The organism is Vibrio sp. D173a, assembly GCF_030248475.1.
This window is the reverse complement of the sequence record NZ_JAHGAH010000118.1, coordinates 1-24,403: the sequence shown is the minus strand read 5'-3', so window position 1 is coordinate 24,403 and position 24,403 is coordinate 1. Positions and strand designations below refer to the sequence as shown.

General features: G+C 45.9%; 19 protein-coding genes and 1 pseudogene. 12 read left to right on the top strand and 8 right to left on the bottom strand.

Annotated features, from left to right (window positions below; all coding sequences use genetic code 11):
• The first annotated feature begins 87 nt into the window (after window positions 1-87).
• The 7 genes from KIV40_RS13235 (at window position 88) to KIV40_RS13205 (ending at window position 8,777) form a co-directional block, all read left to right on the top strand.
• Window positions 88-1,065 (top strand): lipid A deacylase LpxR family protein, encoded by a 978-nt coding sequence (locus KIV40_RS13235; RefSeq protein ID WP_285349623.1) that lies wholly within the window; start codon window positions 88-90, stop codon window positions 1,063-1,065.
• 143 nt (window positions 1,066-1,208) lie between these two features.
• Window positions 1,209-1,949 carry a pyruvate formate lyase 1-activating protein gene (pflA, locus tag KIV40_RS13230; RefSeq protein WP_005431703.1) on the top strand — a complete coding sequence of 247 codons (741 nt, stop codon included), beginning with the start codon at window positions 1,209-1,211 and terminating at the stop codon, window positions 1,947-1,949.
• 191 nt (window positions 1,950-2,140) lie between these two features.
• A complete protein-coding gene (locus KIV40_RS13225; RefSeq protein WP_285349621.1) occupies window positions 2,141-2,806 on the top strand; it encodes an energy-coupling factor ABC transporter permease in 666 nt (221 codons plus the stop codon).
• Window positions 2,807-2,964: 158 nt separating this feature from the next.
• A complete protein-coding gene (locus KIV40_RS13220) occupies window positions 2,965-3,465 on the top strand; it encodes a YfbU family protein (RefSeq protein WP_005534010.1) in 501 nt (166 codons plus the stop codon).
• A gap of 489 nt (window positions 3,466-3,954) precedes the next feature.
• On the top strand, window positions 3,955-5,889 hold the full coding sequence (locus tag KIV40_RS13215; protein ID WP_285349619.1) for a PrkA family serine protein kinase: 1,935 nt from the start codon (window positions 3,955-3,957) through the stop codon (window positions 5,887-5,889).
• Between the two features lie 45 nt (window positions 5,890-5,934).
• Window positions 5,935-7,206 (top strand): YeaH/YhbH family protein, encoded by a 1,272-nt coding sequence (locus tag KIV40_RS13210; protein ID WP_285349618.1) that lies wholly within the window; start codon window positions 5,935-5,937, stop codon window positions 7,204-7,206.
• An 11-nt stretch (window positions 7,207-7,217) separates the two neighbouring features.
• Entirely contained in the window at window positions 7,218-8,777 is a 1,560-nt protein-coding gene (locus KIV40_RS13205; RefSeq protein ID WP_285349616.1) for a SpoVR family protein, read from the top strand.
• 81 nt (window positions 8,778-8,858) lie between these two features.
• Here the strand turns inward: KIV40_RS13205 and kdsB are convergent, their stop codons facing one another.
• The 5 genes from kdsB to KIV40_RS13180 are packed head-to-tail and all read right to left on the bottom strand — an operon-like array spanning window position 8,859 to window position 14,831.
• A complete protein-coding gene (gene kdsB / locus KIV40_RS13200) occupies window positions 8,859-9,617 on the bottom strand; it encodes a 3-deoxy-manno-octulosonate cytidylyltransferase (RefSeq protein WP_012127398.1) in 759 nt (252 codons plus the stop codon).
• Complete coding sequence (locus tag KIV40_RS13195; protein WP_023585387.1) at window positions 9,617-9,796, bottom strand: Trm112 family protein; 180 nt, start codon at window positions 9,794-9,796, stop codon at window positions 9,617-9,619. The genes kdsB and KIV40_RS13195 overlap by 1 nt, the downstream gene beginning before the upstream one ends.
• Window positions 9,777-10,784, bottom strand: coding sequence for a tetraacyldisaccharide 4'-kinase (lpxK, locus tag KIV40_RS13190; protein WP_285349614.1), 1,008 nt, complete (start codon window positions 10,782-10,784; stop codon window positions 9,777-9,779). The genes KIV40_RS13195 and lpxK overlap by 20 nt, the downstream gene beginning before the upstream one ends.
• Window positions 10,785-10,789: 5 nt before the next feature.
• Window positions 10,790-12,541: a lipid A ABC transporter ATP-binding protein/permease MsbA gene (gene msbA, locus KIV40_RS13185; protein ID WP_285349612.1), complete on the bottom strand. Its 1,752-nt coding sequence runs from the start codon at window positions 12,539-12,541 to the stop codon at window positions 10,790-10,792.
• Window positions 12,542-12,572: 31 nt separating this feature from the next.
• Window positions 12,573-14,831 carry a DNA internalization-related competence protein ComEC/Rec2 gene (locus KIV40_RS13180; protein ID WP_285349611.1) on the bottom strand — a complete coding sequence of 753 codons (2,259 nt, stop codon included), beginning with the start codon at window positions 14,829-14,831 and terminating at the stop codon, window positions 12,573-12,575.
• An 8-nt stretch (window positions 14,832-14,839) separates the two neighbouring features.
• Here KIV40_RS13180 and KIV40_RS13175 point away from each other — a divergent pair, with 8 nt between their 5' ends.
• A complete protein-coding gene (locus KIV40_RS13175) occupies window positions 14,840-15,349 on the top strand; it encodes a DUF2062 domain-containing protein (RefSeq protein WP_005431694.1) in 510 nt (169 codons plus the stop codon).
• Window positions 15,350-15,545: 196 nt separating this feature from the next.
• On the opposite strand, the gene lolE is transcribed toward KIV40_RS13175, so the two are convergent.
• The 3 genes from lolE to lolC are packed head-to-tail and all read right to left on the bottom strand — an operon-like array spanning window position 15,546 to window position 18,701.
• Complete coding sequence (lolE, locus tag KIV40_RS13170; RefSeq protein WP_285349610.1) at window positions 15,546-16,790, bottom strand: lipoprotein-releasing ABC transporter permease subunit LolE; 1,245 nt, start codon at window positions 16,788-16,790, stop codon at window positions 15,546-15,548.
• A gap of 2 nt (window positions 16,791-16,792) precedes the next feature.
• Window positions 16,793-17,500, bottom strand: a complete 708-nt coding sequence (gene lolD / locus KIV40_RS13165; protein WP_285349609.1) for a lipoprotein-releasing ABC transporter ATP-binding protein LolD — start codon at window positions 17,498-17,500, stop codon at window positions 16,793-16,795.
• Window positions 17,493-18,701 (bottom strand): lipoprotein-releasing ABC transporter permease subunit LolC, encoded by a 1,209-nt coding sequence (gene lolC, locus KIV40_RS13160; protein WP_285349608.1) that lies wholly within the window; start codon window positions 18,699-18,701, stop codon window positions 17,493-17,495. Before lolC ends, lolD begins: the two co-directional genes overlap by 8 nt.
• Window positions 18,702-18,965: 264 nt before the next feature.
• Between lolC and KIV40_RS13155 the strand changes: the two genes are divergently transcribed.
• The 4 genes and pseudogenes from KIV40_RS13155 to KIV40_RS13140 all read left to right on the top strand — a co-directional run bounded on the left by KIV40_RS13155 (window position 18,966) and on the right by KIV40_RS13140 (window position 24,401).
• Entirely contained in the window at window positions 18,966-19,535 is a 570-nt protein-coding gene (locus KIV40_RS13155) for a PilZ domain-containing protein (protein ID WP_045453453.1), read from the top strand.
• Window positions 19,536-19,560: 25 nt separating this feature from the next.
• Window positions 19,561-23,022, top strand: coding sequence for a transcription-repair coupling factor (gene mfd / locus KIV40_RS13150; protein ID WP_285349606.1), 3,462 nt, complete (start codon window positions 19,561-19,563; stop codon window positions 23,020-23,022).
• Between the two features lie 7 nt (window positions 23,023-23,029).
• A complete protein-coding gene (locus KIV40_RS13145) occupies window positions 23,030-23,797 on the top strand; it encodes a peptidoglycan binding protein CsiV (RefSeq protein ID WP_285349605.1) in 768 nt (255 codons plus the stop codon).
• A gap of 78 nt (window positions 23,798-23,875) precedes the next feature.
• Window positions 23,876-24,401 (top strand): annotated as a pseudogene (locus KIV40_RS13140) (GNAT family N-acetyltransferase).
• Window positions 24,402-24,403 lie beyond the last annotated feature (2 nt).

Below are 24,403 nucleotides of genomic sequence, written 5' to 3'. Positions count from 1 at the left end.
TTGTTTCTTGAACTAAAGTTGTGACATTACGAAAGATTTTGTCTGTGATCTTCCGTATGATGCGCAAAAAGCTTGCAAACATAATATATGAAACTTAGTAAATTAATCGTCCTTGCTCTGCTGTCTCCAGCAGCTATTGCATCCACCAAGTCCACAGTCTCTTTCACTTTAGATAACGATGGTACCTTCGGCGTTGACCAAGATTACACCAACGGTATTTTCCTTTCTTACGCGACAGAAAAACTGCGTGAAGACGCAGAGTGGAATTGGCTCACACTTAATGACAACAGCCAAAGTAACGTAGACAAGATTGAAATCGTACTTGGTCACAAGATGTACACGCCAAGTGACATTGAAGCCGACTACCCGCTTGTTAACGATCGTCCTTACGCAGGCTACCTTCATACCGAAATCAACTATATCTCACTGACTGCAGATCAAGCCGTTCGCTATAACTTCACTATCGGTGCAACAGGTGAAAGCTCGTTGTCAGAAAAAGCACAGGAAATCGTGCACGGTATTACTGGCTCAACCGACCCGCAAGGTTGGGAATACCAGATTGATGATGAAATCGCATTCAGCGTAGGTTACCGCGCATTCAATAAGTTGATGCGCAGCGAAGGTGAAAGCACACAGTGGGAAATCACCAATGTAAACGACATTAATGCGGGTAACTTCCGTAGTGATGTTTCACAAGGTGTAATGTTCCGTTGGGGTACAAACCTAGCAAACAGCATCGGTGCGGCAAACATCAGTGTTGAAAGCCCATTCCACGCAAGTATGCTGGCTAAAAGCACCTCTAGCTGGTTCTTGTTTACCGGATTCGAAGGTCGTTACCGCTTTAATGACATCACCATCGAAGGCGATCGCTCTGGTATTCCTGAGCCATCAGATCAATACGATGTTACGCTACAAAACTGGCAAGCGAGTGCCGTCGCAGGTGCCACTTGGTACAACCAAAACTACGGCGCGAGTTTAACCTTTACCGTCAAAACACCAGACTATAAAGAAGCTCAAACCGACGTTTACGGTACTGGTTCCCTCTCTTTATTTGCCTTCTTCTAAAGAAAACCCTTACACGGCGTGTGAGTTTTCATTCGCCGTTTTCTTTGCTCATTATCTCGCCAACGAAAGTCCTGTTAGACTGTTTTAACCCTTCAATTTGTAATAAAATAACGGTCAGAATTTATTAAAAATGAGAGCAAAAGATGTCAACAACTGGTCGTATTCACTCGTTTGAGTCATGTGGTACCGTAGACGGACCTGGTATTCGTTTTATCGTCTTCTTGCAAGGTTGCTTAATGCGCTGTAAGTATTGCCATAACCGCGATACATGGGACACGCATGATGGCAAAGAAGTGACGGTTGAAGAGATTATTGCAGAAGCAAAAACCTACCGTCACTTCATGAATGCATCAGGTGGTGGCATTACGTGTTCTGGTGGCGAAGCAATGCTTCAGCCGGAATTTGTACGTGACTTCTTCCGCGCTGCTCAAGCTGAAGGCATTCATACCTGCCTAGATACTAACGGTTACATCCGTAAACACACTGATGTTATCGACGAAGTATTGGATGCGACAGACCTTGTCATGCTTGACCTTAAACACATGAAAGACGAGATCCACCAAGAGTTCATCGGTGTGTCTAACCGTCGTGTTTTAGACTTTGCTCGTTACCTACATAAGATTGGTCAAAAGACTTGGATTCGTTATGTTGTAGTCCCTGGCTACACTGACGAGCCAGAAGCAGCGCACATGCTGGGTGAGTTCATCAAAGATATGGACAACATCGAAAAGGTAGAGCTTCTGCCATACCACAAACTTGGTGCACACAAATGGGAAGCACTTGGTGTTGAATATCCGCTTGATGGCGTCAACCCACCATCAAAAGAAACAATGGATGAAATCCAGTCAATTCTTTCCCAATACCACTCAAATGTGAAATACTAAGCGCATTAGGTTATTGAATAGATTTAAAATACCAGCAGCTTGCTGGTATTTTTTTACCTATACTTTGGTGTATGTGTCGTACAAACTAGTCGAACAAACTGATCGGCCTTGTGCCCTATCCAACTCATACTAGACGTATTAGGAATACTAAGTAGTAAGTAAAGCTTACAGGAATAGCGTTGGAATAACACATGGATTGGTTTAATTTCGTTTCGGTCATCATTGTTTGCTGGGTCGCGGTCGTTTATTGCCTTCCCGATTGGAGAAAAGTGGTTTGGCCTAAAATGGAGCAAGAAAAGCCATTCCAACATTTGGTCTTCGCAACACTCTTCTTACTAAGCATTCTGTGGTCTGCCCAGGCCGGTGTGAAAGAAGGGTTACAAATTCACTTTCTTGCGTTGACTACACTAACCATGATGTACGGTTGGCGAATAGCGTTTCTTCTCTGTATCCCTGCCATGATCGTCAATCACTTGATCCACGGCGTACCGCTGTTAATGTTACCAAGCGCATTGGTGCTTTCTGCTCTGGTTCCAATTCTTATCAGCTATCTTATCTTTTTGCTAAGTTATCAGTATCTTCCGCGCAATATCTTCGTTTTCATTTTTGTAGCGGGATTCTTCAATGGTGCGCTCACTGGTAGCCTCCATTTACTCGTTAACTCTTTTTACCACCTCTCTATCGATCGTTACGACTGGCAAACCATCCAACACAATTACTTTGTTTTTGTCCCATTGCTTGCCTTCCCTGAAGGACTTCTCAACGGAATGTCACTGGCTGTGTTGACGGTTTTCAAACCAGAATGGCTACGAGTCTTCTCAGACCGAGATTATATATACAACCATTACCATAAATAAGCTGTCATCGCCCGTTAACACAGCGTTTTTAAACTGGCTAAATTCAATAATTCTTGCCATTTTTCATATTAAATATGTGTTGAGATCATGTTTCACCTTCGTCCGAAACGTTAACCTAAGCACATTAAAAATGTATTAGATTATTTAGTGAGGTCATCATGGAAATGTCAAACGCTCAACGTTTGATCCTATCAAACCAGTACAACCTAATGTCTCAACTTGACCCTAGCAATGCGGCAAAATACAAGCGCCTACAAACCATTGTAGAACGTGGTTACGAGCTGCAAATGCGCGAGTTGAACAAAGATTTTGGCTGCATCACTGAAACGGAATGTCGTGAAATCATCGACATTATGGAGATGTACCATGCAATGCAAGAATCAAACAAAATGCTGGATGATGAAGAGCGCGGCAAAGTGGACCAACGTCGTCTTCAGTTCCTTGGCTTTGATATCGCAACGGAAGCGCAGCAAGTGCATTACGTACGCTTCCTAGTGGATTCAGAAGGTCTATACCCTCAATTTGATAAAGCGGACCATCACTTCAATAGCCAAATGCCAATGCTAGACAAATACCGTCGCATGCTAAAAACTTGGCGCAACTGCCCTCGTCAATACCACTTGTGTGCAAACGAACTGGCGCAAATCTTTAGTGCATAATCCAGCAAGTATCTGAAAAGGAGAGCAAAGACTCTCCTTTTTCTATTCCCTTGCCACAATTCAGCCTCATTCGTTTAGCACGCTTAAGTCTTTCATTCTCTGTAACTTACACACAAATCACTAATCTCAGTGATCCAAAGCCACATTTCTGATTTCTATCGCTCCTATTCACAGCTCAAATTGTTAATTCTCTAAACAGTGATTCAAATGTCACTTTTGCAATAAATTCATAATTGTTAAGCAAAATTGGAAATCCCCGACTAGGCTTAAATTGAGAAAGGGAGTGATTGAAAGGAACTTATCCATCGTTCTTCGTTGCAGTGAAAAAGTGTCCATAAAGCAAAGCCTTTGGTCTTGTCTAGCTTGCCTTCAGTACAAACCAAACGTGATAACAGGACGTATAACTTCATACAACGAAGGGCATATCAAGGATGGGTAAGCCTGCGTCAACGTTCGTCGGTAGACTGACTAGTTAAAGGGGAAAGCGACATGAGTATTTTCGACCACTATCAATCAAAATATGAAGCTGCAAAAGATGAAGAGATGTCGTTACAGGATTTCTTAGCCCTGTGTAAAGACGACAAAAGCGCCTACGCTAATGCTGCAGAACGCCTACTTATGGCTATCGGAGAGCCAGAAGTCATTGATACTGCTCAAGATCCAAGACTGAGCCGTTTATTCTCAAACCGCGTCATTTCGCGTTATGAAACCTTCAAAGATTTCTATGGCATGGAAGATGCAATCGAGCAAATTGTTTCTTACCTCAAGCACGCTGCACAAGGCTTGGAAGAACGTAAACAAATTCTATACCTACTCGGCCCTGTTGGTGGTGGTAAGTCATCACTTGCCGAAAAGCTTAAAGCCTTAATGGAAAAAATGCCCGTTTATGTGCTTAGCGCAAACGGCGAACGAAGCCCAGTTAACGATCACCCGTTCTGTTTGTTTAATCCAACAGAGGATGGGGAGATTCTTAAGAAAGAGTATGGCATCGAGCATCGTTACCTACGTTCTATCATGTCACCATGGGCGGCAAAACGTCTTCATGAATTTGGCGGTGATATCACCAAATTTAAAGTACTGAAAGTTCGCCCTTCTATCCTTGATCAGGTAGCTATTGCGAAAACCGAGCCAGGTGATGAAAACAACCAGGATATTTCGTCCCTAGTTGGTAAGGTTGATATTCGTCAGTTAGAACATTACTCACAAGATGACCCAGATGCCTACAGCTACTCTGGCGCGCTATGTAAAGCGAACCAAGGCTTGATGGAGTTCGTTGAGATGTTCAAAGCACCAATCAAGGTATTACACCCACTATTGACGGCAACTCAAGAAGGCAACTTCAACGGGACAGAGGGTCTATCAGCAATTCCATTCGACGGTATGATTCTGGCGCACTCAAATGAATCTGAGTGGCAAACCTTCCGTAATAATAAGAACAATGAAGCGTTCTTGGACCGTGTATACATCGTGAAAGTTCCTTACTGTCTACGAGTGTCGGAAGAAGTGAAGATCTACCAGAAACTGCTTGAAAACAGTGAGCTATCTAAAGCACCTTGCTCACCAAGTACACTCGAAACTCTGGCTCAATTCAGTATTCTTTCGCGACTTAAAGAGCCTGAAAACTCGTCCATTTTTTCGAAGATGCGCGTGTATGACGGTGAAACACTGAAAGACACCGATCCGAAAGCGAAGAGCTACCAAGAGTATAGAGATTACGCTGGAGTTGATGAAGGTATGAATGGCCTATCAACCCGTTTCGCATTCAAGATCTTGTCCCGCGTATTCAACTTCGACCAAACGGAAGTGGCTGCAAACCCAGTGCACTTGTTCTACGTTATTGAACAACAAGTAGAACGCGAGCAGTTCCCTGCCGAGATGGCTGAGAAGTACCTTGAATTCTTGAAAGGCTATCTTGTGCCTCGTTATGTTGAGTTCATTGGTAAAGAAGTTCAGACCGCGTATCTTGAGTCCTACTCTGAATACGGTCAAAACATCTTCGACCGCTACGTCACATACGCAGACTTCTGGATTCAAGACCAAGAGTATCGTGATCCAGAAACAGGCCAACTGTTCGACCGCGCTTCTCTCAACGCTGAGCTAGAGAAGATCGAGAAAACAGCAGGCATCTCTAACCCGAAAGATTTCCGAAACGAAATCGTCAATTTTGTGCTTCGTGCGAAAGCCAATAACAATGGTCAAAACCCAGTTTGGACCAGCTACGAAAAACTGCGCACGGTAATCGAGAAGAAAATGTTCTCCAATACCGAAGAACTGCTTCCTGTTATCTCTTTCAATGCGAAAACCTCTTCTGAAGACCAGAAGAAACACGACGACTTTGTCGCTCGCATGATGGAAAAAGGCTATACCGAGAAACAGGTTCGCCTACTTTCTGAGTGGTACCTACGAGTACGTAAGTCATCCTAACCAGTTTGAGTTAGGTCGCTTGTGAAACATGAAGAGGGCTATTTCATGGCGCAATTTATAGACCGAAGGCTCAATGGCAAAAACAAGAGCGCTGTTAATCGACAGCGCTTCTTGAAGCGCCACAAAGAGCAGATTAAAGAGTCGGTAGCTGATGCAGTGAATCGACGCTCGATCACGAACACGGAAACGGGCGAAGACGTCGCAATACCGCACAAAGATATTAACGAACCTATGTTTCACCAAGGTAAAGGGGGCGTACGCGACCGTGTGCATCCTGGCAACGATCAATTTATCACTGGTGACAAAATCGAACGACCTAAAGGCGGTGGCCAAGGAGGCGGTGCTGGTGAAGGCAATGCTAGCCCTGATGGTGAGGGACAAGACGAGTTCGTTTTCCAAATTTCAAAAGACGAATATCTCGACATCTTATTTGAAGATTTAGAGTTACCAAATCTTGAGAAAAACCAAATTGCTAAAATCACAGAATGGAAAACCCACCGCGCGGGTTACCAAACCGCGGGTATGCCATCCAATATTGCCGTTGTTCGCTCGCTACAACAATCTCTAGCGCGACGCACGGCAATGACGGCAGGTAAAAAGCGTCTTCTTAATGAACTGGAAGTTGAGCTCACTCGCATCAAAAACATCGAGCCAGCTCAACAGCTTGAAGAGAATCGTCTGAAGACGGAAATTGAGGATCTACGCAAGAAAATCGAAAGCGTGCCCTTTATTGATACCTTCGACTTACGTTTCAAGAACTACGAGAAGCGCCCGGTGCCATCGAGCCAAGCGGTCATGTTCTGTCTAATGGATGTGTCTGGTTCTATGGACCAAGCAACCAAAGACATTGCAAAACGCTTCTATGTACTGCTTTATCTGTTCTTGACGCGTACCTACGAAAACGTTGAAGTGGTCTTCATTCGTCACCATACCCAAGCGAAAGAAGTCGATGAGCACGAGTTCTTCTATTCGCAAGAAACGGGTGGCACGATTGTTTCGAGCGCACTCAAACTGATGAATGAGATCGTTCAAGACCGCTACCCTGTGGGCCAGTGGAACATCTACGCAGCTCAAGCATCCGATGGCGATAACTGGGCTGACGATTCACCTCGCTGTCGTGACCTACTCGTCAATAAGTTACTGCCAAATTGTCAGTACTATTCATACATCGAGATCACTAAACGTTCCCATCAAACGCTGTGGCATGAGTATGAAAAGCTTTCCGAAGCCTTTCCAAACTTCGCCATGAAAAACATCCGCTCTGTGGAGGATATCTTCCCAGTCTTCCGTGAACTATTCCAAAAAGAAAATACGTAAGGGGGCTAGCGATGAATACCGCAACGACAAACCTTTCGGGGGAAGCCTCGAAAAAACGCAGAGAGAATATGCTGCCAGATGGTCCGGACTGGACGTTTGAACTGCTGGAGCGTTACCACAAAGAAATCAAGCGTGTGGCGGAGCATTATCGTCTCGACACCTATCCTAATCAAATCGAGGTCATCACCTCAGAGCAAATGATGGATGCTTACTCAAGCATCGGTATGCCCATCAACTACAACCACTGGTCGTTTGGTAAAAAGTTCATCCAAACGGAGCAGAACTATAAGCACGGCCAAATGGGGTTGGCTTACGAAATCGTGATCAACTCTAACCCATGTATCGCTTACCTGATGGAAGAGAACACCATCGCCATGCAAGCACTAGTTATTGCTCACGCTTGTTATGGGCACAACTCGTTCTTCAAAGGTAATTACCTGTTCCAAACTTGGACCGACGCCAGTTCGATCATTGATTACCTACTGTTCGCGAAGAACTACATTGCGGAATGTGAAGAGCGTTATGGCGTACATGAAGTTGAACAACTACTCGACTCTTGCCATGCCCTAATGAACTTCGGTGTGGACCGTTACAAGCGACCTGAGAAGATTTCCATCAATGAAGAGAAAGCTCGTCAGGAAGAGCGTGAAGCTTATCTGCAATCGCAAGTGAACGAACTATGGCGAACCGTTCCACAATCGAAAACCAAAGAAGAAGACATCAAAGTGCGCTTCCCGAGCGAACCACAAGAGAACCTGCTCTACTTCTTTGAAAAACACGCGCCACTGCTTGACCCTTGGCAGCGCGAGATTGTGCGTATCGTGCGTAAGGTAAGCCAATACTTCTATCCACAAAAGCAAACTCAAGTCATGAACGAAGGCTGGGCAACCTTCTGGCACTACACCATCCTTAATCACCTTTATGATGAAGGTTTAGTGTCTGAGAAGTTCATCCTCGAGTTTCTGCACAGTCACACTAGTGTGGTTGCACAGCCACCGTATAACAGTCCTTACTTTAGCGGCATTAACCCGTATGCGCTTGGATTCGCGATGTTCCGTGATATCAAACGTATCTGTGAAGAACCAACAGACGAGGACAAAGAGTGGTTCCCTGAGCTTGCAGGCACCGACTGGCTGGAAGCGGTTCACTTTGCCATGCATAACTTCAAAGACGAGAGCTTTATTAGCCAATACTTGTCACCGAAGCTCATGCGTGATTTCAAGTTGTTTGCCATCAATGACGATGATCGTAAAAACTTCATCGAAGTTGCCGCCATTCATGATGAGATGGGGTACCGATGCATTCGTGAAACGCTGGCTGCGCAATATAACTTGGCGAACTTAGAGCCAAATATTCAGGTGTTTAACGTGGATGTCCGCGGTGACCGCTCGTTAACACTTCAATACGTCCCTCATAACCGCATTCCTTTGGATAACAGTTATGAAGAGGTACTTAAGCATGTGTATCGCTTGTGGGGCTTCGATGTGATTTTAGAAGAAGTGAAAGACACTGGACACAGAGAGATTCTCTCAACCTGTCCGAAACGCAACCAGTACGACACCAATATCTAACCGATACAGCTTCCAATCTATCGTAGATACAAAAAGGCTCCTCAATGAGGAGCCTTTCTAATTTGGAAATCAATACCAAGCTTATTGTGCTTGCTTAGCGACAATGGCTCGTACTGATTCTAAATCTTCTGGTGTATCTACACCTGCTGCTGGTGCTTCTTTTGCCACTTCAACATGAATCTTTTCACCGTACCAAAGCACGCGAAGCTGCTCCAGACACTCGATTTGCTCAAGTGCGCTTGGCTGCCAATTCACGTAAGTATTAATGAAACCCGCGCGGTAAGCGTAGATACCGATGTGAAGCATCAATGGATTCGCGATGGTTTTGTCTTGCTTAGCAAAGTTGTCACGATCCCAAGGGATCGTTGCGCGACTAAAGTACATGGCATAACCACGCTCGTCCGCAACCACTTTCACCGCATTCGGGTTGAAGACTTCCTCTTCCGATTCAATCTCAACCGCAAGCGTTGCCATTGGTGCATCGCAACCTGCTAGGTTGTCAGCCACTTGGCGAATAATCGATGGCGGAATCAATGGTTCATCACCCTGAACGTTAACCACAATGTGGTCTGCAGGGATAGCCATTTTTTCTACCACTTCCGCTAGTCGCTCAGTGCCAGATTCGTGGTTTGGCGAGGTCATACAAACCTTGCCACCAAACTGCTCTGCCGCCGCCGATACGCGCTTATCGTCAGTTGCGATAATCACGTCTTCTGCGCCCGCTTGTAAGGCTTGTTCATACACCCATTGGATCATTGGTTTACCACCAATGTCTGCCAACGGCTTACCCGGTAAGCGGCTTGACGCGTAACGTGCAGGAATGACAACCGTAAAAGACATTAGCGTCCCTCGTCCATGCTCATGATTCGTGCTTCTGGCTCAAGCAGAACAGGAATACCCTCTTTGATTGGGTAAGCAAGGCGATCCAGTTTGCAGATCAACTCTTGATTATCTTTATCGTACGTCAGCTTACCTTTGCACACAGGGCAAGCTACAATCTCAAGCAGACGGTGATCCATAAGTCGCTTTAACCTCTTTTATTCGATTTAAAATTCGCTCTGCGTCGTTTGATTCAAACTGAGCAGAAACAGGTAGATACCACCAATTGTCTTGCGCATAACTGTCGCATTTGACGGCATCCTTTTCTGTCATAATCACATTCGCTCCTTGTTGAGCCAATGCTTGTAATTCTTGCTGATCAAAGTCTTGATGATCGGCAAAGCCTTTCGTCACTTTGATATCCGCATTCATTGCGTTAAGTGTATTAAAAAATCGTGGTGGATGCCCAATCCCCGCAAACGCAACGAGATCACGTAATTCACTGACCTCGACTTGTTGTTTTGTCTTCAGGTTTATCGCCTTCGATGGCGCTAAAGACATTGGCATTTCGCCTTGCTGAGCTTGACCGCCATTGGTGATGATAAAGTCGACTTCAGCGAGACGCTCTACCCCTTCACGAAGAGGACCAAGTGGAATAAGGCTTTCATTGCCAAAGCGGCGATTACCATCAACGATAACGAACTCAATATCTCGCTCTAGAGCGTAATGCTGGAGGCCATCGTCAGTAATAATGATATCAACGCCAGTTTCAAGCAATGCTTTCACCGCATTGGCTCGAAGCGGGTCTACAGCGACAGGTGCACCAGTACGACGATAAATCAGCTTCGGCTCGTCACCACAGTGTTTCGCTGGTGTATTGTCATCCAAAACAAGCGGATACTGCGGCGCTTTCGCCCCATAGCCACGAGACACAACGCCTGGTTTGTAACCAAGCTGCTGTAATTGCTCCACCAGCCAAACAACAACTGGTGTTTTACCATTGCCTCCAGCCGTAATGTTACCCACCACGACTACAGGCACTGGCGCTTTGTAAGCTTGTTTTTTACCTGATTGATATTGTTGACGCTTAGATTTACTGATCGCACCAAACAACAAACTCAGTGGCCACAAAAGCGGCCACAGCAGATATTTGAGAGGATGGTTTTCGAACCAGATTTTTTCAACCACAGTTCTTAGGCACCAAACTGGATTCGATGAAGTTGAGCGTATGCGCCATCTTTCTTGGCAATAAGCTCCGCGTGGTTACCACGTTCAACGATAGAGCCTTCATCTACCACTAGAATTTCATCTGCATTCTCGATAGTCGACAGTCGGTGTGCAATCACCAATACCGTCTTGTCTTTTTGCAGTTCATCCAGCGCCGATTGAATAGCACGTTCAGATTCCGTATCCAGAGCTGATGTCGCTTCATCAAGAACCAAAACAGGGGCATCACGCAGAAGTGCACGGGCAATGGCTACGCGTTGACGTTGGCCGCCAGATAGACTCGCGCCATTCTCACCAATCATCGTATCAAGGCCGTCTTCCATCTTGCTGACGAACTCAGTGACGTGAGCAAGTTTAGCGGCACGTTCGATGTCTTCACGTGTGTATTGATCTTCTGTCGCGTAAGCAATGTTGTTTGCAATCGTGTCATTAAACAAATGTACGTTTTGCGATACCAATGCAAACTGCTCGCGCAGGTTCTTAAGCTCGTAGTCACGAATATCGTGGCCATCAAGTGTAATTGAACCACCGCTGACGTCGTAAAAACGGTTGAATAAGTTCGCGATGGTACTCTTACCCGAACCTGAACGACCAACAAGAGCAACCGTCTTGCCTTTTGGAATATCAAAGCTCACGTTCTCAAGTGCCGGTTTCTCTGCACCTTCGTAGGTAAAGCTGACTTCTTTTACTGCAACGTCGCCATTTGCGCGATCTACAGTGAACTTACCTTCGTTCTTCTCTGGCTCTAGGTCTACCAGGGCAAACAAGGTTTGGCTCGCTGCCATACCACGTTGGAACTGTGAGGTTACGCTTGTCAGCGCTTTAAGCGGACGCATCAAACCAAACATTGCTGAGAACACAACGGTAAATGTACCCGGCGTTAACTGTTCTTTGATTGAGTCGATACTTGCTAGGTACAGAACTACAACAATCGCAATAGACGCGATCATTTGAATGATTGGGTTTGCTGCAGCTTGAGCTGTCACCAACTTCATGCTTTGTTGACGCATTTGGTTGCTGACTTTTTCGAAACGCTTGCCTTCGATATCTTGACCACCGTAGCTTAGTACGACTTTGTGACCTTTTAACATTTGCTCAGCAGAAGCCGTCACATGCCCCATCATGGTCTGCATGTTCTTCGAAATCTTACGGAATCGCTTAGAAACGATACCAATGCCCCAAGCCACAACTGGTGCAACAGCAAATAGTACCAGAGAAAGCTGCCAGCTGTTGTAGAACATCAGCACAAGAAGACCGATTATGCTCGCACCTTCACGCACAATGCTGACTAACGCTTGGCTGGTTGCTGCAGAGACCTGTTCCGAATCATAAGTAATACGAGACAGTAAATTACCTGTTTTTTCTTTATCAAAGTAAGAAACTGGCATATGCATGAAGTGATTAAACACCATGCGACGAATTTGCAACACCACGTTGCCGGATACCCAGCTCAAGCAGTAAGTCGAGACAAATCCGCTCACACCACGAATGAACATCATGGCGAAAACAATCAATGGAAGCGTGCGTAGAAAATCCGATTCCGCACTACCAAAACCTTCATCAAGAAGTGGTTTTAGCAAAGAAATCATATAGGTATCTGAAAGTGCATTAATCACTAATGCAATGACGGCAACGATAATGCCTGACTTATAAAGGCGAATAAATTGCCATAGACGCTTAAACGTCTGCCAGGTCGTTTCATCAGTATTTATCGACATAGAAGTGCTTTATTTTCTTACATTAAGACTCTTATTCTACTCCCTTACGCAGCATCTGCCTATACCAAGGCTCAAATGTCTCACTACGTTTAGTTTCAAAGTACCAATTGTCTCGCTCAATAAACACCGATACCTGCCCATGATTTCCCGTATCCAGCCAGTGGGCATTTGCTGCCTGATAAGCCGATAAAACATTTTCAGCAGGCATGCCCCACTGATTACTTTTTGCTAACGAGGCTATCGCCAAGGTTGGAGAGACAGTTTGAACAAATTTTGGATTCGAAGAACTCTTGCTACCATGATGAGGAACCAACATAACATCACTCTCTAGCTTGTTGGGTTCACGCATAAGTATCCACTCACTGACGGCTTCAATATCGCCAGTCAAAAGCAATTTAAAATCCGATTCCTTATCCACAACTCGAACAACACACGAATGAGGATTATAAGCACGGTTTACCTGCTTAGGTGGCCATAGGACTTCAAAATAAAGCGCCTGCCAATACCAGCGTTCACCCGCAATACAAGATTGGTAGTTAGCGTAGTTTTGACTGCTGAATTTCTGCGCTGGCGAAAAGTGCTGCTCTATATACTGCCTACCTCCTGCATGATCCGAATCAGCATGACTGATAATGAACATATCAATGGTGCCAAAACCTCTGCGATGTAATATAGGAGAGATAGCTTGCTGAGCGATGCTCCCTGAGTTCCAAGCTTTGCCTGTGTCGTAAAGCGTCACCTTTCCATGCTTCTCAATTAATACCGCAAGGCCGTGCCCTACATCTAACACGTCCACTCGCCAAGAATTCGTTGTACGCTCATAAAATAGGGCGACACCCGTTACTAGAATGACTAACGTAACGAACGAGCCCCGATTCAAAAAACGTCTCAATAATCCACAGATGGCAACTGCGAGTATCGTTAAGGTCAAAGGCAAACTTACAAAATGCCAACTCCCGACCGCAAACTGTAATGACCATGTCAGTGACAACAACACCCAATCCACCAGTTGCCAAAGCATACCAGCCAACTGAAAAGAAATTGGGGTTACAATCAGCGCTAGGAACATCAAAGGAACGACCAAAAAACCAAACCAAGGAATGAAAACTAGGTTATAAGCGATGGATACCAAACTTGTTCCAGAGAAAAACGCACCGCTGATTGGCACGATAAGCAAAGTAAGCACTAACTGTATTTTTAGTAGTGAACTCAGCTTCGTTTGCCAATTGCCGCGTCGCTGTTGAACCACATTCACGGCTAAAAGCACAGCAACCACGGACAGATAAGACAACCAGAAGCTCATCGTGAATGAAGCAAAAGGTTCGATGAAAAGCTGTATCGAGACTGCGAGCAATAACACTCGCCAAGGGCTCCAATGAACCAACGCCGCTTTAAGTACGAGATAAATGACACAAACCGAGAAAGCACGGGCTGTAGGTAAAGAAAAATCGGCCAACCACGCATAAACGAGCGCTGCCAATAAACCGACAGCGGAAGGAAGGTGAACAAATTTGGGGAATAGAAGCCGAATAACAAAGCCCAAACTCATGCCAAACGCAAACGCCATTCCAATATGCAAACCAGAGATTGAGACCAAATGCAGCAGCCCGCTATCTCGCAGAGACTGCCAATCCTGTTTAGCAAGCAGGGAGCGGTCGCTAAACGCTAATGCACTGATTAAAGGGAAATGGTCAAGTTCAGCAATATGAGTATCAACGGCCGTAATGATTTGCTGTCGAAATGAAGAGTGTGTACGAATCAACCATTTCGCGTCATCAGGTGTGACAGCTCTAGCGGTAATACCCTTACCTATCGCTTGCTTTTCCGCATCAAACCCCGCCTCATTCTTCAAACCCAGAATCGGTTTGATCGTCACCTGAGTAGTGAACTCACTGTTAACGGGCAGTGGGAAAGCGGTTATCAATCGGATTTTCGGTTTAAGAAAAGGTAACAGGTTTTGAGAATTCACCTGATTGATCTGCGCAATTCCTTCATATCCGTGACTTATTTGCGTAAAAGGGCTGTCAACTTTGCCATTTATGGTAATATTCACCCCTGCTCGAAACAGGGCTTGTCTTTGATGCTCCATAACATTGCCGTGGATAATGACAACCATAAAGCCCCAAATTACGCCTATGCTCAATAAGCCACGACGTAATTTGATAATCGAGCCAGTGGCAATTATTCCCAGCAGCAACCATCGCCAATCAGGCATCGTCGGCCACCACGCAGACGATATAACGCTCGCTACAAATAACGCCAAGGTCAAACTTTTTTCTAAGAGAGTCATGTCGTCCTATGCCTAGAAAGCTGATAAAACGCTTCATGCCAGATCATGAAATGATCAAACGCCAAAAAGCACTGAAGGTCTTCGGCAACGTTTTATACAACCCAAACTTGTGGTGTTTAAATCGTCGCTCTGCATCAGGTGCTTTTGCTGTTGGTCTGTTTATGGCGTTTGTTCCGCTTCCGAGCCAGATGATCATGGCGGCGGGTCTCGCCATCATGCTTGGTGTTAACTTGCCTCTATCTGTTGCCCTTGTCTGGATCAGTAACCCAATCACCATGCCGGTGCTGTTCTACTTCGCATACAAACTTGGCGCATTGGTCATGCATGTACCACCACAACCGTTCCACTTTGAGTTGTCGTGGGAATTCATCATGCAGCAAATGAACACCATTGGGCCTCCATTTCTACTAGGCTGCGCAATCTGTGGCGTGGTATCAGCCATCATCGGCTATTTTGGTATACGTGGACTATGGCGTTACTCAGTGGTCAGAAGCTGGCAAAAACGTAAGATACGATAAGTACTTCTTCTTCAATTGGCAGGTTGCAGAACATCGAATGGAGAACAGTTAACGTTCGAAATGAAAGGCGATGTAACTCAAGTATGAAAGCTATCGAGCCACCGCAGAGATAGTTCGATTACAGATAAAAGAAAGGACCGAGATTCGGTCCTTTTTTGTGTCAGTGAGTTACCAGCACTTCGCTAAGTTCTATCCACTACTTTGAACTCAATACCGCCGCTGGGTTAAGCTTCGCTGCACGAGATGCGGGATACCAAGTAGCTAGCAAGCTCAGAACAATCGCTGTAATGGAAACTAAAGCGACATCAGGCCAGTGTAACTGCGATGGCAAGAAGTCGACAAAGTAGATATCCCCCGAAAGAAATTGGTGACCAATCAAAGCTTCTAGCCCTTTGATGATTGGAGTGAGATTTAACGCAACAAGAACACCAACCACACTGCCAGCAAGACTGCCAAATACACCCGAGAACACGCCTTGCCACACAAAGATACGCTTAATCAAACCATCCTTTGCGCCCATAGTACGAAGAATCGCAATCTCGGCAGCACGATCTTTCACCGCCATCATCAGTGTCGACACAATGTTGAAACACGCGACACCTATGACCAAAACCATCACCAAGTACATAATGGTACGAACTAACTGTATATCACGATACAAGAAGCCAAACTGTTGTTGCCAGCTTTTCAGGTAAACATACACATCAATCAGGCTACCCACTTCACGCATAATGGAAGGCGCGTTAAGTACATCATCGGTCTTAAGCGAAATACCCGTGACACCATCACCTAAGCGCGCATAAGCCTGAGCATCTTTCAGCGGCACCAAAGCCAATGAGTGATCGATTTGACCATTGAGTGTTAGGAATCCAGCCACCTTCACGCGAACTCGTTTCGGCGCTTGAACCTTATTGGTACTTCCGGTTTGCGGAATCATCAATGTAATGTAGTCACCCACATCGACGTTAAGTTCATTCGCTACACCACGCCCCAAAATGACTTGCTGTTGGCCCGCATAGAAGTTCTGCCATGCTTTTGGATCAATGAACTCCGACATGCTCGACACCGCTTGTTCAAAAGCAGGATCCACACCACGCACTTCAATCGCCTTAAGCTTACTGCCCTTTTCTGCCAATCCCGTAAATCGAACATAAGGCGCCGTAGCGACGACGTGTTCATGACTCAAGGCTTGGTTCATGGTTTTGGTGTAGTTATGCAGCGGTCCATTCACCCCTTCTAACTCACCGTGCGGAATCACAGAAAGTACTCGCGATTGCAGCTCACGCTCAAAGCCGTTCATAGCGGATAGACCTATAATGATCACCGCAACACCAACCGCAATACCAATAGTGGAAGAGAGAGAAATGAACGACACCATCTTGTTACGCTTTTTCGCGCGACTAAAACGGCCACCGATCATCAATGCTAAAGATGAAAACAAAATTAGCCCTCCGCTGCCGCTGTTTGAGTCGTAAAGCGATCCACCAGCAAACCATCTTGCATGTGCATTTGACGATCCATTTTCGCAGCTAACTCGTTATCGTGGGTCACCACCAAGAAAGCGATGTTTGACTCCTGGTTTAGCTCTCGCATTAAGTCGTAAATCGCCAATGCCGTGTTGTGGTCTAGGTTACCTGTAGGCTCATCAGCCAAAACCAAGTCAGGCTTATTAACCAAAGCACGCGCAATCGCAACACGTTGGCGTTCACCACCAGATAGCTCCGAAGGACGGTGGTCCATGCGGTGTTCTAGGCCAACTTTCTCAAGTAGAGCTTTTGCTTCCTCTTTCGCATCCGCTACTTTTGCGCCACCAATCAACAATGGCATCGCAACGTTTTCAACTGCGGTAAAGTCAGCCAATAGGTGATGGAACTGATAGACAAAACCAAGGTGTTTGTTTCGTAGTGCCGCTTGCTTGTTTGAACTTAACGCAGACAAGTTCTGCCCTAGAAATTCCACTTCACCTTGAGATGCATCATCTAAAGCACCAAGGATGTGAAGCAGCGTACTCTTACCTGAGCCAGATGAGCCAACAATAGAAACCAATTCCCCTTTGTCGATATCAAAACTCACGCCTTTCAACACTTCCGTATCTAACGAGCCTTCTCGGTAGACTTTACGAATATCACGACATTCTAATAGCTTATTCATAGCGAAGTGCCTCAGCAGGTTTAACAGAAGATGCTCGGTAAGACGGGTAAACAGTTGCAGCTAGACTCAGAGCAATCGCCAGCACTACCACTAATAAAATTTGGAATGAATCAATCACGATTGGCAAGTGACCACCAAAGCTAAACAAGGCAACGCCTGCCGCTTCCAGAATGGCATTGAGATTGAGCGATAGAGCAACGCCGACTGCGCCACCAACAATCGCACCAATCACACCACTACTCGCGCCCTGCACCATGAAAATCGCCATCACTTGAGATTGCTTCATGCCTTGAGTTTTGAGAATCGCGACTTCCGATTGCTTCTCCATCACCACCATGATCAACGCAGAAATAATATTAAATGCTGCTACGCCAACAATCAGACCCAGCATCAAGCCCATCATGTTCTTTTCCATTTTTACTGCTTGGAAAAGCTCACCACGCTGCTCACGCCAGTCACTCCATTGCCAACCTTCCGGCATTGGCTTATCTGCAAATTCCGTTACCATGAATGGGTCAGAGAAGAACACACGCCAACCGGATACCGTATCTTTCGGTAAACGCATCAATTTAGAAGCGTCAGTCATGTTGACGATCATAAGCTGACCATCCACATCTGAGCCGGTATTAAAGATACCCGCCACAGTGAAGTTACGTTGACTTGGGATTCGACCTAATGGGGTAAATTGCGTCGCATTGGTCACCATTAAGCGGACTTTATCACCCATCGACACTTTAAGAGAGCGCGCCAAGCTGTGACCAAGGAAAACCTTATATTCACCCGCTTGTAGCGAAGATAAGCGACCTGCGATCAAGTGATTAGAAATAGGGTCACCAAGTTTAGGCTCGATACCAATCAAGTAACCAGCGTTTAACTGCGCGGAACTTTGAATCACCGCTTCACCACGCACAATCGGCTCTGGCTCAGCAATGGTCGACATGTTTTGGATAAATTGGGGCGCAGTCTCGCTAACGGGCGTTTTACCATCGTGCTGAGAAATCACCGCATGAGGAAGTACGCCTAAAATGCGCTCTTTAAGCTGAGCCTCAAAGCCATTCATCACAGACAGCACTGTCACCAAGGCCATCACACCAATCGTGATACCTGCGGTCGACATATAAGAAACGAATCGACTGAATCTATCCCCGGAGCGTCCCCGAAGATACCTCAAGCCAATAAACAAAGAGATAGGATGATACATATAGGACAAACCAACTGGTTTTCTAATAATGGAGCCAAAACTTAGCTAATTAATACTGGTTATCTTACCTTACTCTTACTATGAAGAAGACAAGATAATCGCTAAATTTGTCAACGACATGCAATAAGTCCCCATTTACTGCAAAAAGTTCAGCCATAAAAACAGCTAAACTTGATAACTTACCCTGATTAGCGATAATCACTCCCCTATTCTACTCATTTCTCAATGAAATGAGAGCGCTCGATGGCAGAAAAGGACCGAATTATGACAGAGCAAGAATACTTCACCGTGCACCACAATCTGACGATTAACGTCGAAACGTTAGGGACGGACTTTGCTCTACCAGATGAGGCCACTTTTGTATCTGAAATTCCAGCACCGTTCATCGTCGCAAGTGAGTTCAGTCACTTAGATATGTTAGCGGATAACGCTAGACTGGAACTGCAAAATAAAGAGTTGAAACACGTCATCAGCTTGCTGGATACCCAAAACTCAAAACTCAATTTACTGCTGAGTTTTATGCTGTCTCAGCAAGATGATATCGCACTGCGTTTTCAAACCACGCAATTCGGTGCAAGCCAACTGAGCTATCGCAGCGCTTCTACCGTAGAAAAAGACCAACTGGTTCGAGTGAAACTCTTCTTAGATCATCCTGCCGCAGCGATTTACTGCTACGCTCAGGTTGTAGAGTGCGAACAATCAGAGCAAGGTTATGTGGTTACACTCAAGTACAAACTGCTTCGAGAAGCTGACCAAGATTTATTAATCAAAGCCGCGCTATACCAACAGCAAAAATTACTCCGTCAGCGCTCACTAGAGCGAGAAAACAAATAACCCTCATGCTCCTAAAATAACTATCATGACAAAAGCAACAATTCTTTCCGTCACGAATCCATCTGAGCGTGGCGACAAAAAACAACTTGGCAACCTACCTGGTGCAGCATTGGCAATGGCAATCGCTGAACTAGCCAAACAGCATTCAAGTCACTCTTTGCTTGTTGTGCCAGATCCACAAATCGCACTCAAGCTGCAAGCGGAAATTGAACAGTTTACCGATCAGCCAGTCAGCCTATTTCCAGATTGGGAAACACTGCCTTACGACAACTTTTCTCCGCACCAAGAGATCATCTCAGACCGTATTGCACGCTTATACCAACTGCCGACTCAAAGTAATGGCGTAACGATTGTGCCAGTAAGTACGGTGTTGCAGCGTCAGTCTCCGCGTGATTTCTTATTGCAACACACTTTGATGGTGAAAACGGGCGACCAATTCCCACTAGATAAGCTTCGTGTGCAGCTAGAGAACTCAGGCTACCGTCACGTTGATCAAGTGTTTGGTCCGGGTGAATACGCGAGCCGAGGGTCGATCCTTGACCTGTTCCCAATGGGCAGCTCAGATCCATACCGCATTGATTTCTTCGATGACGAGATCGACACCATCCGTACCTTCGATCCAGAAAACCAGCGTTCGATCGAAGACATTCAGCAAATCCAATTGCTACCAGCGCATGAGTTCCCGACAACCAAAGCGGCAATTGAAGATTTCCGTACTCGCTGGCGTTCTCAATTTGAAGCTCGCCGCGAGCCTGAGTCGATTTACATGCAAGTCACTAAAGGTACTTGGCCAGCAGGTATCGAGTACTGGCAACCACTGTTCTTCGACCATACCGAAACGCTGTTTGACTACCTGCCAGAAGACTCTCAGCTGATCACATACGGTGATATTGAAGCCGCAGTGGATACGTTCTTGAATGACGTAGATTACCGCTACGATCAAAAGAAAATCGATCCGATGCGTCCGTTGTTAGCGCCACATGAATTGTGGTTGAAAAAAGACGAACTATTTACTCACTTCAAACAACTGCCACAGGCGCAGTTGAACTTAGAGAAAATCGTTAAGCGTGCTGGTCGCCAGAATCTCGCAGTTCAATCTCTAGCCGAGCTTGGTGTTCAACAGCAGAACAAAGAGCCGTTAGCGCGTTTACGTCAATTCAGTGAACAATTCACGGGTAAAATCATTTTCTCTGTGGAATCGGAAGGCCGCCGCGAAGCGCTAACAGAGCTGCTGCAAGGCATAAAAGTGCGTCCTGTCGTGCATGGTTCACTCTACCAAGCACTGGATTCTGACGATCGTTTCAGTTTGATCTTAGGTGCAGCAGAACATGGCTTTATTCACGAGGACCTGAACTTCGCCCTGATCTGTGAAAGCGATCTGCTGGGCGATCGTGTGATTCAACGTCGCCGCAAAGACAAGAAAGCGGTAAACAGTGACACCGTTATTCGTCACCTAGCCGAACTTAAGCCGGGTCAGCCTGTTGTGCACATCGATCACGGTATTGGCCGCTACATTGGCCTACAGACTCTTGAAGCGGGCGGCATGAAGACGGAATACGTAACCCTTGAGTATCAAAATGACGCCAAGCTTTACGTTCCCGTCTCTTCATTAAACCTAATCAGCCGCTACTCTGGTGGTGCTGAAGAGAGCGCGCCGCTGCATAAACTGGGTGGTGAAGCATGGGCGAAGGCTCGTCGTAAAGCCGCTGAGAAAGTACGCGACGTCGCGGCAGAGCTACTTGATGTTTACGCTAAGCGTGAATTGAAACCGGGCTACAAGTTTGAGCTGGACCGTGGTCAATACGCCACATTTAAAGCCACCTTCCCGTTTGAAGAAACCGATGATCAGTCAACTGCCATTAATGCGGTTCTATCCGATATGTGCCAAGCAAAAGCCATGGACCGCCTCGTATGTGGTGATGTGGGCTTTGGTAAAACAGAAGTGGCGATGCGCGCTGCGTTTGTTGCCACAGACAATAGTAAGCAGGTCGCGGTATTGGTGCCAACCACCCTACTTGCTCAGCAGCACTTTGAAAACTTCCGTGACCGCTTTGCCAACTTACCAATTCGCGTAGAAGTACTTTCACGTTTTAAATCGGCAAAAGAGCAAAAAGTCATTCTTCAAGACGTCGCCGATGGCAAAGTGGATATTGTCGTAGGTACTCATAAACTACTTTCAAGTGACATCAAATTCAAAGATCTTGGCTTATTGATTGTCGATGAAGAACACCGCTTCGGTGTACGCCAAAAAGAAAAAGTGAAAGCGATGCGTGCTGATGTCGACATCCTAACGCTGACCGCAACCCCTATTCCTCGTACATTGAATATGGCAATGAGTGGCATGCGCGACTTGTCGATCATCGCAACTCCGCCAGCACGCCGTTTGGCAATCAAAACATTTGTGCGTCAACGTGAAGACTCCGTTGTTCGTGAAGCAGCACTGCGTGAAATCATGCGTGGTGGTCAGGTTTACTTCCTGCACAACCAAGTCGAAACCATCGAGAAAACAGCCGAAGATCTGCAAAAGCTCATCCCAGAAGCGCGTGTGACCGTTGCCCACGGCCAGATGCGTGAGCGCGAGCTAGAACGCATCATGAATGACTTCTATCATCAGCGTTTTAACCTTTTGGTGTGTACCACCATCATAGAAACAGGTATCGACGTTCCGACCGCCAACACCATTATCATGGATCGAGCTGATAACCTCGGTCTTGCACAGCTACACCAATTACGTGGCCGCGTTGGTCGTTCACACCATCAAGCTTACGCTTACTTACTGACGCCACATCCAAAAGCCATCACCAAAGATGCGATTAAGCGTCTTGATGCGATCGCTTCGCTGGAAGATCTCGGTGCAGGTTTCACACTGGCCACGCACGATCTTGAGATTCGTGGTGCGGGTGAGCTATTAGGTGACGAACAAAGTGGTCAAATTCAATCTGTTGGCTTTACACTGTATATGGAGATGCTTGAACAAGCGGTTGAAGCATTGAAAGAAGGTAAAGAGCCATCATTGGATGATCTGCTTCGCGAACAAACTGAAATTGAAATGCGTATCCCAGCGCTATTGCCGGATGACTACATTCCAGATGTGAACACACGTCTATCGATGTACAAACGCATTGCAAGCGTGACAGATAACGAAGGTTTGTCTGAACTGAAAGTGGAACTGATTGACCGATTTGGTGTTTTACCAGATGCAACCAAGAACCTCCTATCTGTCTCAGAGTTGAAAATTGGGGCAGGAAGTCTCAAAGCGAAGAAAATTGAGGCGCATGATAAGGGCGGATTCATTGAGTTTTACCCTGATGCTGACATTAATCCAGCGTATTTGGTTAAACTCCTGCAATCACAGCCGCAAAAATTTGCAATGGAAGGTCCAACTAAGTTCAAGTTTAGCGTACCATTGACGGACCGACGTAAACGCATCCAGTTTGTTCAAGACTTACTGAATGATTTTAAAAAGAATTTATTACCAACGAGCTAATAGTCGAATGAGAATACTGATCCCATTATTGCTTCTTTGTGTCTCAATGCCATCTTGGGCTGCGCGTCAATTTGATATTGAAGTAATTATTTTCAAGCGAGCAGTCAACGCTGAAAGTACCAGTGAATCATGGCCAAACGAACTGCCAACTATTGAAATGAGTAACGTCGGCAGCCTACAAAGCGATTCTTACCGCCAGTCAAAAGGCGTCACGCTTCTACCACGTTCTTCTTACCGATTGAACGCGCAAGAAGCTGCGCTGAACAACCACGCAGGCTTTAAAGTGCTAAAACACGTGGCATGGCGTCAAGGTGACCGTGGTAAAGCCAGTGCACCAATCTTCCGTATGGTTGGTGGCCGAGACTTCTCTGGCTCTTACAATGCAGATGGCAGCCCTGTCGGCAGCAGCACATCACTATCAACCGATGGCTACAGTGAAGAGAGCGTGAATGACCCACTGTACGAACTAGACGGTAAGTTACAAATCTATGTTCAGCACTACTTGTTTGCTGAAACAACCATCGATATTCGTGAACCAAGCGTGCGTGAAGTCCACCTAGCGTCACAGCCTTCAGAACAGCTATCTGATGAATTTGGTGAAGTCGATGGCAACGTACAAGTTGGCAACTTAGCGGAAGTCACCCCAACCGTGACCGAAGAGAAGTTTTTGAAGAGCTTCCGAATGGATCAAAAGCGTCGTATGCGCAGTGGCGAAACCCACTACCTAGACAACCCATTGATGGGTATGATCATTCAAGTTCGTCGAGTTCGATAAGAGCCACCTCAACATAAAAGCGCAGCACTGGCTGCGCTTTGTTTTATCTAGAGTCTCACATGGAAGTTGTATCAATTCATGAGTCCAGATTTTGAAATCATCACCCCTCGTTTAGCGCTGCGACTGATTCCTTCAGAACACGCTCACACCTTGCAGCGACTCCTAGTCGAATCCCCCTTCTCTGCATCAATGGCTAGATTGGTGCGATGAAGACGTTACGTTAAAAGATGCTCAAGATTTCTTGTTGGCAACTCGCTTAAATTGGGTCAAAACCGAGGCGTTTGGTTTTGGCGTTTACGAGCGTGAGAGCAACAGTCTCGTAGGCATGGCGGCGGTTAATGAGCTTTACCATACCTTCAATATGGCAAGCATTGGTTATTGGGTTGCCGATCGCTATCAGCGCAAAGGTTATGCACAAGAATCGATTCGCTCACTGGCAGAGTTCTGCTTTGCCAAACTCAATTTAACTCGCGTGGAAATTGTCTGCGATCCAGATAACACCGCCAGTCAGGCATTAATTGAATTCGTTGGCGCACAAAAAGAAGCCATTGCCAGAAACCGTTTTATCTTCCATGGCAAGCCAAAGGATGTAAGCGCTCCATAAAA